Genomic DNA, 14,044 nt, shown 5'->3' with positions numbered 1-14,044 from the left:
AAAAACGCCAGCGACGATGGCTGGCGTATGGGGGTATGCAGGAATGATGAATGGGTGTGGTCAGCAGGAGGATGCTCTGAGGATGCCATACTGCCGGATATAGCGGTTAAGTCCTTCACCGGCATCAGGTTCAAAACACCACGCCCGCCAGACCATTCGACCTTCAGCGTCACGAACCACCAGGCGGAAGTGACTGCGCTGGTCATCTTCAATAGAGATGTTTTGATACCGGCTGGTAACAGCTTCGGCCTGCTGTCGGGTGAAAGGTCCCGTTGGCAGTAATTGAAGTTCAGACATTCTGATAACCTTTAAAGACAAAGCCCCTGACGCAGACGCGTCAGGGGCTTTGAGAGAGTGTTGTTGTGCGGATTCAGTCAGAAACCCGTTTGCACCTTATACAAGCGCAAAGTTTTGCTGCCCCGGACAATCTTTACATACAGGGCATTATCTTTTGTGCCACGCACAAACCCGGCCTTCACATCCCCTTTGCAGTCGCCGCCGTCAAAAGGGATGTTAAGTCCGGTGTTAAATACCAGGTCAATAAGCCCGAAACTTAAATCTTCACAGGCTGGACCGGGCATGTCCTGAATCAGGGCAAACTTACGGTCATCACTGACATCGGCCATTGAGCAGACTGTAGTGTTGATGTCATTACCCTGGCACCAGTATTCCTGGCCGGGATTGTCTTTATCCATCAGACTTTCCGGAAGTTGCGCGGCACCGGCGCTGAAAGCCGCGAGCGAGAGAATTAAAGCCGGGATAACAGAGGTCACTATTTTTAGCATGGTCTTCTTCCTGAATAAATGCGAACCGGATTGCGCCAGATATACCTGCAAGCCATCTGGCGCGGTTAAAACATCTGTAACCAGATCCTCAACAGTTACCGGTTCGGCGGCAGAGTTCAGCCATACTCTGCTTTGCCACCCATTGCTGCAGCTCCCTATCTTTTTGAGAACGCTTAGCCTCCAGCGCGGCCTGTTGTTTGGGATTGACGCAGTTATCAGGCACGACCATCAGGGTGTTTGGTTTAAATTTTGTCCGGGCTAGTCGCACTGTCTCTGCCGGGTCATCAGTTCCACTCGCTCGCTGCTGCGCCTCGTCAAGCAATGCAGCCTGTGTATCAATCAGAACGAAACCACATGCCTTTCCCTCACCCTGGTAGACAGATGTCAAATCGGAGGAAGAACCACTGGCTGTTTTGAGCGCCAGTTTGCGTACCGTTTTAGTATTTTTATCGGCCAGAAAATAGCCTCCATTGTATCCCTGACGTAGCAGGAATTGCCGGGTCCAGGGATAATTATCGATCACTCTGGCACCATACAGCGCGTTGCTAAGGGTATGGTTGTCCAGACCATCAGCTGATTTCCAGCCATCTGCCTGCATGTACTGCCAGGCCTTAACCGTACCCACGATATTTTCAGCGGCTACTGGTAAAACTGTTCCGACGCACAGGCTGAGCGCCAGCGTGGTGGCAGTGAGTAATTTCATTTTTGCTCCTTAAAGGGTGAAAAACCGTCGTCACCGACAACGAAAAGTGAATGGAAAGTTTGAAAGTGAGGTAAAACCCGAAGAAAATCTGGGTGTGACAACAGGTTACGTACCTGTGTATCCGGGACAAAAAGCGCAGGGTTGAATGTGACCGTGTGAATATCACCCAGCGTGAAAACCGTTATATGTCCCTCATGTTCACCGGTCAGGTACCAGCAGCCGTCGCTGCACACCAGTCGATAGGGAGCCAGACCAGTGCAACGATGACCCTCTGCCAGTAGCGTTACCCGACGGTGTTCTGTGATGGCGCGAATAAGTCGCGTAAACACTTCAGGCCGTGCTTGCGTCCTGACGTTGGTGCTGTGCCAGATAAGGCAAGGAGACTCGCTGGCGCTCAACAGAGAGTTGACCAGTTGGTTGTCTATATCCGGAAAAAGCGCCTCCACACCGGACTGACGGACAAAGGTCTGCACCGTCAGCTCCCTCTGACGGCTGCCGGACAGCAGACGACATTGCCCGTTACGGAATTCCAGATCGAGATAGGCCAGACGCTCGCGAAAATCCCGACGCAATGTGCGCACTGACACGCCAAATTCGGCGGCCAGTGTCTGTATGATCAGCGTTTCTCCCGCCACAAGACGGCTGATAATCAGCGACAGCCGGACCGCGAGGCGCTCATGGCGGCGCTCAGACTGAGACATGAGAGGCGTTCTCCACCCTGTTAATGGACTGAAAATTAAGTGATTAGTGTAACGAGAGGGTCGGACAGGATACGGACAGCGGAAGCGGTATTTTTTCTGCAGGATGAATGCAATCAGAATGCGGCTTCATCGTCTTTTTGAGGAAAAAATGCCTGGAAATCGATCAACGAACGGACAGGAGGTGTCCGTATGCTGCCGGAGCTAACATCCGTTTGCCTCAAATCTGGAGAGCATAGCTTCCGCCATCACCCATAGCGCCCGGTTGAGCTTAACGTCGCCGTCAATGCCGCGCACGGCACGGGTATGCGTTCGCCCGCCTTTTGCACTCCGGCCACTGAGCCCACCCTTAATCAGGTTCTCCTGAATACGCTGGTATGTAGTCCACAGGTCATTGCTCTCATCCTGCCAGCGCCGGGGGGAAAGCACCTGAGGTGCTGTCACCGGCTGGTGGTCCTCACCGAAACGGTACGTCAGTGCAGCCTGAGCCAGAGCCTGTTGTGCCGGTGGCGACAGCATCAGAGACTGCATGGCATCCCGCTTCTCTTCCACACGGTCAAAAATCCCCAGGACTTCATAAGCCCCCTCAATCACCTGACTCACCACATCCCCTTTGTGCGGCACCCGCACCTCGCCAAACGACTCACCGCAGACGAGTCCGTTCTGGCATACCGCACGAAATAATCCCGGCAGCATCTGATACGAGCTGGTGCCATCATGGGAGTTGAGCAGAATAATTTCCGGGACCTGCTTGCCGGTAATTTGCCCCTCCCTACGCAGGCGCAGCATATGCTTTGTATGCTCGCGACGCCCAGGGTCGCGCACCCGGGTCTGACAGGCAAAGAAAGGCTGAAAGCCTTCGCGCTGCAGTTTTTCAAGTACAGTAATTGTTGGTATCCAGGTATACCGTGCGCTTCGTGACTCATGCTTCTCCTCACTGAAGACACTGGGCACCACACGAAAAAGTTCTTCGCGGGTTAGCGGACGGTCACGACGAATAAGATTTGCTGCGCCAAAGCGCGAAGCCAGACGGGTCATAAACAGACTCCTCATTACGGGAAAAACAAATAAAAGAAAGCCCTGCCGCAAAATCGCGACAGGGCTGAGGAAACTATGGATCAGGAGAGTTAAGTTTTCAGAAGAAGAAATTCCAGACGGCACGGGCGACCGATACCACGGTATCGCGTACAGCCTGGATTACTGTCCGCACCGGGGCCGGTATCAGGGGCAGGGAACTTACTGCGTCCAGTGCCGAGCCGACCGTTTCACCAAAATCGTCACGGGCTTTTTTATTAACGGCATCGGTACGAAGTGGAGCACTAAGTTGTACAGCCACTGGACTACTGGCCTCTCGTGGCAGGCAACGAATCATCCGTTCAGCCATCACCCGCAGCCCCCACTGCAAACGTACCGATACCGCGCAGACAGGGTTTACAGGTTGGAACAGCTCATGCAGCAGACAGATTTTACGGCTGATATTCTGCTTCTGCGCCGTGGACAATTGACCACTACCGCTGGTGGGTTCAGTCTTATCTGACTGGCTGATAATAAACAGCACCTTATGGCGGTAAGCCTCCCCAATAACCTGATGATAAAAGAGCTCATCCACTGCCAGCGCCCGGTCATCAGCCTTAATCAGCCACAACACCAGGTCAAGTCGGGGAAGTTGTTCACGGTACAGCGCAGCATACTCGGTATCGCGAGCGCCGCTTTCGCCCACGCCGGGCAGGTCCACGATGGTCATAAACCGCTCACCGACTTGCAGACGAAATTGCAAAGGTTCACGGGTACAGGCTGCCACATCGCTGACCGGCGATACTTCGCCGACAAATAAGGCATTGCAAAGGCTACTCTTTCCCGCCCCAGTTTTACCCAGAATACCGATCACTGGCTCGTAGTCTGTTAACTGGTTTATTTGCTGTAGAATACGCTCTGATGCCCATTGTGGCAGACCAGAAAGCGGTTGCTGAAACGACTTCAAACCTTCAGAATTGTTCATTACTACTCCTCTGAAAAATAATACAAAAACGGCAGAGTCGTGAGATTCTGCCGTCAATAGGGTATGTTCAGAAGAATGATATATATCTGAAAATAATTTGAATTAAAGTAAGTAACGAGCCACTGCCGCTAGTGATCCCGGCCCCTGAGTCGTTAGGTTGTTCTGGTATCCCTTATCCCCAGACCAGTACAGTGGATAAGGGCAAATCGCCTGAGGCGGCTATAGGGCATTGGGCAGCAAGGTTTTATAGTTGGATGGCGTAAATATAACGATATAGAAGCATCAGCCTATACAATAACTATTTACACTAGCACCAAGCTATAGCGCCACTAAGAAGGCTGACTATTAATGGAACTGATCGACAATATCAACCGCCTGCTCGGAGACGACCTAAAGCAGACGCTCAAACCAGGTACCCGCCTGAAGATCGCTGCCTCCTGCTTTTCGATGTACGCCTTCGAAGCGCTCAAAGCAGAGCTGGAAAAAATCGACGAGCTGCAATTCATCTTTACCTCGCCGACGTTCACCGCCAACGAGGTTACCGATAAGATTCGTAAGGTACGTAAAGAATTCCACATACCGAAGGTTGACCGCGAACAGAGTCTGTACGGAAGTGAGTTCGAAATTCAGCTACGCAATAAACTGACCCAGCGCGCAATTGCAAAAGAGTGCGCGGACTGGATGCGACGCAAGGCAACATTCAAGTCCAATCGCAGTAAGGCACCGATGCAGCAGTTTGCTTGTGTTCAGGCCGCCGCCGCAGAGGCTGCCTATATGCCATTGCACGGTTTTACCGCCGTCGATCTCGGCTATCAGCAGGGCAACGCTGTCTCCAACTTTGTCAACAAGATGGACGAACCGACGTTTACGGCGACCTACCTCAGTCTGTTTAACCAGATCTGGCACGACCCCGAGAAGCTGGAGGATGTAACGGCGCAGATCTGCGACCACATTGCATCCGTCTACCAGGAAAACTCACCCGAGAGCATCTACTTCCTGATGCTCTACAATATCTTCAATGAGTTTCTGGACGACATCAACGAGGATGTCCTGCCGAATGACCGCACTGGCTATCAAGACACGCTCATCTGGAACAAACTCTTCAATTACCAGAAAGATGCTGCCACTGGGATCATCAACAAACTTGAGAGCTACAGCGGCTGCATCCTGGCCGACAGCGTGGGTTTGGGCAAGACTTTTACCGCGCTGGCCGTGGTAAAGTATTACGAACTGCGCAACAAGTCAGTTTTGGTGTTATGCCCTAAGAAGCTGGCGGACAACTGGTTGAACTACAGCCGCAACCTCAAGACCAACATATTTGCTCGCGACCGGTTCAACTACGACGTGCTTTGCCATACCGACCTCAGCCGTACAAGCGGTGAGTCGTTCGGTACACCGCTGAACCGCATCAACTGGGGCAACTACGACCTCGTCGTCATCGACGAGTCGCACAACTTCCGCAACAATGACGTCTACAAGGACAAGGAAACCCGCTACCAGAAGCTGATGAACAACGTTATCAAGGAGGGCGTGAAAACCAAGGTGCTGATGCTTTCGGCCACCCCGGTGAACAACCGCTTCAATGACCTACGCAACCAACTGGCACTGGCCTACGAAGGTGATTCCGAAAACCTCAGCAAGAAGCTGCGTACCGGCAAGACGGTAGAGGAGATTTTCCGTGGTGCACAGGCCAGCTTCAATGCATGGGCAAAGCTTCCATCCGAAGAGCGCACAGCGCGGGCCATCCTGGATTCGCTGGACTTTGACTTTTTCGAATTGCTCGACAGCGTCACCATCGCACGTTCGCGCAAGCATATTCAAACCTTCTACGATACCAAGGAAATCGGCCAATTCCCTGAGCGCCGCAAACCCTTGTCGTTCCATAGCCCGCTCACGCAGCGAACGGATGTGATGAGCTTCAACGAAATTTTCGAGCAGCTGTCTTTACTCAAGCTCGCTGTTTACGCGCCGATCAGCTACATCCTGCCCAGTCGGCTCAAGAAGTACGAGGAGATGTATGACACTCAGGTTGCAGGCAAAGGCAAGCTTAAGCAAGTCGACCGCGAAAAGAGCCTGCAGGCATTGATGACGACCAACCTGCTCAAGCGCCTAGAAAGCTCGATTGAGTCTTTCCGCTTGACGCTCCAGTCCCTGCGCGCGAACCACTCGAATACGCTAGGCAAGATCAGCACTTTCAATCAGACTGGCGACCTCAGTGGCATTGACAGCAGAATAAATGACCTGACCGACCAGTTAGAAAACCTCGATGCGGACGACGACTTGCCTGATATTGGCGACAGCGAGATTGGCGGCAAGGTCAAGATCAGCCTCGCCGATATGGACTTACCTTCATGGGAGCACGAACTGAAGGTCGATCTGGAAATCATTGATGCCTTGCTGACGTCGATGAACAAGATCACGGCTGCCGATGATGCCAAACTACAGCATCTCAAGACACTGGTTCTGGAGAAGATCGCCGCACCGCTGAATCCCGGCAACAAGAAGGTGCTGATCTTCACCGCCTTCGCCGACACCGCTGACTATCTGTATGCCAATTTGGCTCAGGAATTGCTGGCTACACAGGCCTTGCACAGTGCAAAAGTCACCGGCAAAGGGGTACCGAAGAGCACGCTCAAGAAGAGCTATGACTTCCAGGAACTGCTCACCCTCTTCTCTCCGCACTCGAAGGAGAAAGCCATCGTGCTGCCAAATGAGGAGGCAGAGATAGATGTGTTGATCGGCACCGATTGTATCTCTGAAGGCCAGAACCTGCAGGACTGCGACTACCTCATCAACTACGATATCCACTGGAACCCCGTGCGCATCATCCAGCGCTTCGGCCGTGTGGATCGCATCGGCTCACCCAACAGCTGCATCCAACTGGTTAACTACTGGCCAGACATCTCTCTCGACGAATACATCAACCTGAAGGAACGGGTTGAGAGCCGAATGATGATTGCCGATGTTACAGCCACTGGTGATGACAATGTGCTGAGCGCCCAAGCCAACGATGTGTCTTATCGCAAAGAGCAATTGCGACGTTTGCAAGAGGAAGTGATTGAGCTGGAAGACCTGAAAACCGGAGTGTCGATTACTGATCTCGGGCTCAATGACTTCCGAATGGACTTGCTCAACTATGTGAAGGTCAATGGCGAATTGAGCAACGTGCCAAGCGGGATGCACGCCGTAGTGCCTGCCAAGCCGGAGATGGGCCTACGCCCGGGTGTGATCTTCACGCTACGCAACCGGAATCCAAGCGTCAACGTCAGTCAACACAACCGCCTGCACCCTTATTACCTCGTCTACATTAATCGCGAGGGGGAAGTCATTCACGATCACACCGAAGTCAAACGTTTGCTGGATCTGGTTCGCACATGCTGTAAGGGACAAGCCCAGCCTATTACAGATGCCTGTCTCTTGTTCAATAAGGAAACGGCCGATGGCCGCAAGATGCATATGTATTCGGACCTGCTTGGCAAGGCCATCCGCTCAATGATCGAGGTGAAGGAAGAGAAGGATCTGGACAGCCTCTTCTGCAGCGGAAAGACCACCGCGTTGGTCAATACTATCGTCGGACTGGACGACTTCGAACTGATTACCTTCCTCGTGATTCAGGAGGCCGGATGAGTCAGTCTGCGCGATTTGAGTCGAATACCGCCTTCATTAACTATCCGAAGCAGGCTGTCTTTGGTCGTACCCTGCCAAAGAATAAGATCTACGAACACAGCGGCGCTAATACAAGGCTGAAGGACTTGTTCGTCGAGCAGGTGGAGCAAATCGTCTGGCAATACAAGTTGGCTCCGGAAACGATCAACCTGCCCGCCAGGCCGGGAGTACCAGAGCTTCAGATTTTCTCAATTCAGCTCAAGACATTGGAGCTGAATATGGACGTTTTACGTTGCATCGATGGTGCGGTGCAGTTTCCCATCATCTTCGAGCTGAGCTTTGATGGCCGAACAAAGGTGATCGCTGCATACAAACGACCGAATGAGTCAGACGGCAGCCGTTGGGTCTTGAGTGACTACTTTGCGACAGCCTGGTTGCCGAGTGACTATGAGCGCGCCGCCATGCCCCTGGCTCTCGACTTGGGCGGTTTGTATGAACATATGCTTCACCGCCTGATCCCCCCCCTGTGCGCCCACAAGAAAGTCTCGCGGACTTGGTCGCACGTGTCGAACTGATTGCAGCCAAGCAGCGTGAGGTTGAAAAAGCCGCCAGCAGACTTGCCAAAGAAAAACAATTCAACCGCAAGGTAGAGATCAACGCCAAACTGCGGATATTGAAAATTGAACTGGAAGAGCTCAAACATTGATAGATCACAACAGGTGTAAGGGAATAAAACTGAAATGAAAATTCAATCCGTTCGCATCAAGAACTTCCGTGCACTCAAAGACGTCACGATCCCCTTCGACTCCGTCACGACATTCATTGGGCCGAACGGAGCTGGCAAGTCGACAGTGCTACGGGCACTCGATTGGTTCTTCAACGGCAAGCCCGGTTCGCTTACAGAAAAAGACTGCTTTTTTGGAGAGACTGACGAAGACATCGAGGTGCAAGTCACGTTCGCAGATCTCACCGAAAAGGATCGGGAGGCGCTTGGTAAGTACACTCCAGAGGGTGCCACCAAATTCACTGCGTGGAGGCGCCATTCACCTGACGGGACTGATGTGCTTTCTGCAAACGCAAAGGGATTCCCAGAGTTCAACGCCATCAAAACTGCAAATAGCGTAGCCGCAAAGAGGGAGCTTTATGCCAATCTTAGAGCTAGTCGCCCAGAGCTGGAACTCCCGACAGCCACAACCGGCACTGCTATTGAACATGCAATGACTACTTGGGAAGCGGCACATACAGAACAACTTGTAGACGCCCCCGAATCACTTCAGACCAACTTTTTCGGTTTCAACAGCAGCGGCAAGATGAGCGGCCTTTTCGATTTTGTGTTGGTGACTGCAGACCTTCGCGCAAGTGAAGAATCAATCGACGGAAAGTCGAGCATCATTGGACGTATTCTTGAGCGTTCGGTTGATCGTGCTTCGGCTGATGAAGAGATTGCGAAGATCGTCGAGGAATCACGAACACAGCAGCAAAAAGTGTACGACGAGAAATTCAAAGCGCAACTTGATGTTATGACGACTCAGCTTAATGCCGTCGTTGCGTCCTACTCACCGGGTCGGGCAGTCACTGTTTCCCCGGCAGATGTGGAGCTCAAAGCCCCCAAAACCACGTTCGAAGTAGCCGTGCTCGATGGCACAACCGAAACTGCGGTAGAACGACAGGGGCATGGTTTTCAACGGACGATTTTGATCTCGGCGCTCCAGCTCTTGGCACAGTCCGGCTCTGCATCAGCCGACGGAGTCATCTGCTTAGCAATCGAGGAGCCAGAACTCTTTCAGCACCCGATTCAGGCACAGGCGTTTGCAAAAGTGCTCCGCTCACTTGTCGAAGACCCCGACAAGTGCATCCAGGTGACGTATGCGACACATAGCCCTTATTTCCTTGAGGCCCGCCATTTTGATCAAGTTAGGCGATTGACACGATCATCTGGAGAGACTCCAACTGTGACTATCCACTTTGCCTCCGTTGATGATGTGAAGACCAGACTGCTCCAGATAGTGAACGCTGATGTTGTCGAACGTCAGTTAGATGGCATCGTTTCAGATCAACTGGCTGTAGCGCTCTTTGCCCATCGCGCTTTTCTGGTGGAGGGTACCACCGAGTCATCGGTGTTCCACGGTATAGGCGACAAAATATCTTTTGGTGCGCTTGAAGCCGCTGGCATTTCCATTGTCCCCGTTGGAGGCAAGACGTCGATCCCTCTTGTCCATGCCATCCTGTCCGCGCTCGGCATCCCGGTTTATGCGCTTTTCGATGCTGACAGAGCATGTGAGGCACGAGCAAAAGCCAAAGGAAAACAGCAAAACAAGATCGATGAAGAAATTGCAAAAAACGCCCGAGAAAACCGGACAACATTGAGATACTTCGGCATTGCTGAAGAGGATTTTCCAGACGCTGTCGTCGGCGACACAGTCGCCATTTTTGAAGACCATCTGGAATCATTTCTCGTAGCCAACTGGACTGAGTGGCTAACCGCCTGCAGTGAAATCGAGGCTGCCACAGGTATCAGTCTCTCGAAGAATCAACTAGCATACCGCACGGCGACACTCAAAGCCGCAGGGGCGGTGCCAGAGATGCTCCAGCAAATCTTAGCCAAGGCAAAAGGAGAATGACCATGCATGAAATCATCTGCCCCCATTGCGGCAAGGCTTTCAAGATTGATGAAACTGGTTACGCAGACATTCTGAAACAGGTTCGCGATGCTGACTTTGAGAAGCAGCTACATGAACGCCTTGAGCTGGCCGAGACGGACAAGCAAAATGCGGTCGAGCTGGCTCAAGCCAAGATTACCAGTGAATTGCAGAAGGCTGCTTCTGCAAAGGATGCCGAAATCCAGGCATTAAAGGCTAGGCTGGATGCAGGAGAGGTGGCGCAAAAGCTTGCTGTCAGTGAGGCGCTGAGCGCGGTAGAAAAAGATCGCGATGCGCTGGCGAACGCGCTGGAAAAAGCAAAGCAAGAGAATGAAACTAAAGCTCAACTGGCCGAGGCGAAGCGATTAAGTGAGCTACAGCAAGCCGAGGCCACCAAGGATGCGGAGATTCAGCGTCTGCAGGCCAAGCTTGCAGCAGGCGAAGTAGCGCAAAAGCTCGCGCTCACCGAAGCTGTCAGCGTGGTTACTAAGGAACGTGACGAACTCAAAAGCGGACTAGATCGAGCGGCTCTGGAGAAGCAACTTGCCGAGACTGCGCTCAAGGATAAATACGAAACACAGCTCAAGGATCGCGATGGTGAGATCGTACGTCTGCGGGACATGAAGGCACGGCTGTCGACCAAGATGATTGGGGAAACCCTGGAGCAGCATTGCGAGATTGAGTTTAACCGTCTCCGGGCCACCGCATTCCCAAAGGCCTACTTCGAAAAAGACAACGACGTGCGCACCGGCAGCAAGGGCGACTATATCTTCCGGGACATGGATGATACAGGCACCGAGATCGTCTCGATCATGTTCGAGATGAAGAACGAAGGTGACGAAACAGCCACCAAGAAGAAAAACGAAGACTTCTTCAAGGAGCTCGACAAGGACCGCACCGAAAAAGGTTGCGAATACGCCGTGCTGGTATCCCTGCTGGAGCCCGACAGTGAGCTTTACAACGCTGGGATCGTTGACGTGTTTCACCGCTACCCGAAGATGTACGTCGTCCGGCCGCAGTTCTTCATCCCCATCATCACGCTGCTACGCAATGCGGCGATGAAGTCACTTCAATACAAGTCCGAGTTGGCGCTGGTGAAGGCGCAGAACATCGACATCACCCAATTTGAAACCCAGCTCGATGACTTCAAGACCGCATTCGGTCGCAACTGGCGTTTGGCTTCAGATGGGTTTGAAGAAGCGGTCAAACGCATCGACGAAGCCATTAAGGATCTTGAAAAGACCAAAGAAGCCCTGCACAAGTCTGCCAACAATCTACGGCTTGCCAACGACAAAGCTGAAGACCTGACGGTCAAGCGGCTCACCCGCGGCAACCCAACAATGGCCGCCAAATTTGCCGAGCTCAAACACCAAAACAATTCTGACGCCGAATAAAACCAGCCCAGAAAGAATTAGGACGCCGCGCAACAGTGCGACGTCCAGAGGAAAAGAACATGGAAAAGCTAAAAATGCATTCACCCAATCTCACGCAGGACAACATCGTCCACATTCGCGATCTGTTTCCTGGCTGCGTCACCGAAGCCAAGGGCAAGGACGGCAGCGTGAAGCTGGCGGTGGATTTCGACCAGTTGCGGCAAGAGCTTGCCGAATCGATTGTAGAAGGGCCGCAGGAACGCTACCACCTGAACTGGCCAGGAAAGCGCGAAGCCTTGCTTGCGGCCAACGCGCCGATTGCCAAGACGCTGCGTCCTTGCCGCGAAGAAAGCGTGGATTTCGATGATACCAAGAACATCTTCATTGAGGGTGACAACCTTGATGCATTGAAGCTGCTGCAGGAGAACTACCTTGGCAAGGTCAAGATGATTTACATCGACCCGCCGTACAACACGGGGAATGATTTTATCTACGAAGATGATTTTTCCGAGTCTGCGGAGGACTTTCTGCGTCGCTCAAATCAAAAGGATGCAGAGGGAAACAAGCTAGTCGCCAATCCTGCATCTAACGGCCGATTTCATTCAGATTGGTTGTCGATGATCTACTCCCGACTGCGCCTTGCGAGAACTCTTCTCAGGGAAGATGGCGTCATTTTTGCCAGCATTGATGACTGCGAATCACAAAACATCAGGAAAGTACTGGACGAAATATTTGGGGAAAGTAATTTCGTTGCCCAGTTAGGGAAGGTGCGAATAAGCGGGGAAATTCTTCTCGGCTGACTCAGTCATTTCATTTCTTCATGTTTGAGCCGATTTTTTCTCCCGTAAATGCCTTGAATCAGCCTATTTAGACCGTTTCTTCGCCATTTAAGGCGTTATCCCCAGTTTTTAGTGAGATCTCTCCCACTGACGTATCATTTGGTCCGCCCGAAACAGGTTGGCCAGCGTGAATAACATCGCCAGTTGGTTATCGTTTTTCAGCAACCCCTTGTATCTGGCTTTCACGAAGCCGAACTGTCGCTTGATGATGCGAAATGGGTGCTCCACCTTGGCCCGGATGCTGGCTTTCATGTATTCGATGTTGATGGCCGTTTTGTTCTTGCGTGGATGCTGTTTCAAGGTTCTTACCTTGCCGGGGCGCTCGGCGATCAGCCAGTCCACATCCACCTCGGCCAGCTCCTCGCGCTGTGGCGCCCCTTGGTAGCCGGCATCGGCTGAGACAAATTGCTCCTCTCCATGCAGCAGATTACCCAGCTGATTGAGGTCATGCTCGTTGGCCGCGGTGGTGACTAGGCTGTGGGTCAGGCCACTCTTGGCATCGACACCAATGTGGGCCTTCATGCCAAAGTGCCACTGATTGCCTTTCTTGGTCTGATGCATCTCCGGATCGCGTTGCTGCTCTTTGTTCTTGGTCGAGCTGGGTGCCTCAATGATGGTGGCATCGACCAAGGTGCCTTGGGTCATCATGACGCCTGCTTCGGCCAGCCAGCGATTGATGGTCTTGAACAATTGGCGGGCCAGTTGATGCTGCTCCAGCAGGTGGCGGAAATTCATGATGGTGGTGCGGTCCGGCAGGGCGCTATCCAGGGATAACCGGGCAAACAGACGCATGGAGGCGATTTCGTACAGAGCATCTTCCATCGCGCCATCGCTCAGGTTGTACCAATGCTGCATGCAGTGAATGCGTAGCATGGTTTCCAGCGGATAAGGTCGCCGGCCATTACCAGCCTTGGGGTAAAACGGCTCGATGACTTCCACCATGTTTTGCCATGGCAGAATCTGCTCCATGCGGGACAAGAAAATCTCTTTTCTGGTCTGACGGCGCTTACTGCTGAATTCACTGTCGGCGAAGGTGAGTTGATGACTCATGATGAACCCTGTTCCATGGCTCCAGATGACAAACATGATCTCATATCAGGGACTTGTTCGCACCTTCCCTTAAGAATGGCGATCAGGCGGTTGATTTCCGCATGGCTGCACTCGCCGTTAAACCGTTCCGCATGGCAGCTAATATTGTGGCTATGCAGGCCGTTCAATACTTTGTCGCCCGCCAACTTCATCACGAAGTCATCGGCGATAACAAAAAAGCTGTCGGCCAGGTTTTTAGCGTATTCGCCAAACAGCATGGCGGCATCAGGTCCCTGGAGATATTTGGCTGGAGATTGAATAACTTTTAGCATTCCTTTCACCCTCAAATAAGTGCGTATGTTGACACGTGAGC

13 protein-coding genes and 1 pseudogene are annotated in these 14,044 nt (G+C 52.4%); 6 read left to right on the top strand and 8 right to left on the bottom strand.

Translation table 11 applies throughout. The features are described 5' to 3' along the window. Positions 1-60: 60 nt before the first annotated feature. The 6 genes from F384_RS24800 to F384_RS24775 form a co-directional block, all read right to left on the bottom strand. Positions 61-297: a DUF905 domain-containing protein gene (locus F384_RS24800; RefSeq protein ID WP_046495830.1), complete on the bottom strand. Its 237-nt coding sequence runs from the start codon at positions 295-297 to the stop codon at positions 61-63. Between the two features lie 77 nt (positions 298-374). Continuing rightward, a complete protein-coding gene (locus tag F384_RS24795) occupies positions 375-785 on the bottom strand; it encodes a hypothetical protein (protein ID WP_046495825.1) in 411 nt (136 codons plus the stop codon). Positions 786-873: 88 nt separating this feature from the next. Further along, on the bottom strand, positions 874-1,488 hold the full coding sequence (locus F384_RS24790; RefSeq protein ID WP_046495819.1) for a hypothetical protein: 615 nt from the start codon (positions 1,486-1,488) through the stop codon (positions 874-876). Beyond that, positions 1,485-2,189, bottom strand: coding sequence for a WYL domain-containing protein (locus F384_RS24785; RefSeq protein WP_046495813.1), 705 nt, complete (start codon positions 2,187-2,189; stop codon positions 1,485-1,487). Before F384_RS24785 ends, F384_RS24790 begins: the two co-directional genes overlap by 4 nt. 201 nt (positions 2,190-2,390) lie before the next feature. Further along, a complete protein-coding gene (locus F384_RS24780; RefSeq protein ID WP_046495809.1) occupies positions 2,391-3,224 on the bottom strand; it encodes a DUF932 domain-containing protein in 834 nt (277 codons plus the stop codon). 97 nt (positions 3,225-3,321) lie between these two features. Beyond that, positions 3,322-4,185, bottom strand: a complete 864-nt coding sequence (locus F384_RS24775) for a GTPase family protein (RefSeq protein ID WP_046495804.1) — start codon at positions 4,183-4,185, stop codon at positions 3,322-3,324. A 348-nt stretch (positions 4,186-4,533) separates the two neighbouring features. Between F384_RS24775 and F384_RS24770 the strand changes: the two genes are divergently transcribed. From F384_RS24770 to F384_RS24750, 6 genes are read left to right on the top strand one after another with little or no spacing between them, the layout of a single operon-like run. Next, positions 4,534-7,812 (top strand): helicase-related protein, encoded by a 3,279-nt coding sequence (locus tag F384_RS24770; RefSeq protein ID WP_046495798.1) that lies wholly within the window; start codon positions 4,534-4,536, stop codon positions 7,810-7,812. Next, positions 7,809-8,366 carry a DUF4391 domain-containing protein gene (locus F384_RS24765; RefSeq protein WP_341535147.1) on the top strand — a complete coding sequence of 186 codons (558 nt, stop codon included), beginning with the start codon at positions 7,809-7,811 and terminating at the stop codon, positions 8,364-8,366. The genes F384_RS24770 and F384_RS24765 overlap by 4 nt, the downstream gene beginning before the upstream one ends. Next, positions 8,345-8,497 carry a hypothetical protein gene (locus F384_RS30840; protein ID WP_341477685.1) on the top strand — a complete coding sequence of 51 codons (153 nt, stop codon included), beginning with the start codon at positions 8,345-8,347 and terminating at the stop codon, positions 8,495-8,497. The genes F384_RS24765 and F384_RS30840 overlap by 22 nt, the downstream gene beginning before the upstream one ends. 34 nt (positions 8,498-8,531) lie before the next feature. After that, a complete protein-coding gene (locus F384_RS24760) occupies positions 8,532-10,412 on the top strand; it encodes an ATP-dependent nuclease (RefSeq protein WP_046495793.1) in 1,881 nt (626 codons plus the stop codon). Between the two features lie 2 nt (positions 10,413-10,414). Then, complete coding sequence (locus tag F384_RS24755) at positions 10,415-11,824, top strand: DUF2130 domain-containing protein (protein ID WP_046495790.1); 1,410 nt, start codon at positions 10,415-10,417, stop codon at positions 11,822-11,824. Between the two features lie 59 nt (positions 11,825-11,883). Continuing rightward, positions 11,884-12,603, top strand: coding sequence for a site-specific DNA-methyltransferase (locus tag F384_RS24750; RefSeq protein WP_226991617.1), 720 nt, complete (start codon positions 11,884-11,886; stop codon positions 12,601-12,603). 108 nt (positions 12,604-12,711) lie between these two features. Here the strand turns inward: F384_RS24750 and F384_RS24745 are convergent, their stop codons facing one another. Together F384_RS24745 and F384_RS24740 are read right to left on the bottom strand one after the other, a co-directional pair. Next, positions 12,712-13,692, bottom strand: coding sequence for an IS5-like element IS5 family transposase (locus tag F384_RS24745; protein ID WP_000019402.1), 981 nt, complete (start codon positions 13,690-13,692; stop codon positions 12,712-12,714). Between the two features lie 68 nt (positions 13,693-13,760). After that, a pseudogene (locus F384_RS24740) lies at positions 13,761-14,003 on the bottom strand (iron-containing alcohol dehydrogenase); the annotation flags it as partial. Positions 14,004-14,044 lie beyond the last annotated feature (41 nt).

The sequence above is a fragment of the Citrobacter amalonaticus Y19 genome, from assembly GCF_000981805.1.
Classification (GTDB): Bacteria; Pseudomonadota; Gammaproteobacteria; order Enterobacterales; family Enterobacteriaceae; genus Citrobacter_A; species Citrobacter_A amalonaticus_C.
The sequence above is the reverse complement of the archived record's forward strand: the minus strand, read 5'-3'. Positions and strand labels throughout refer to the sequence as shown.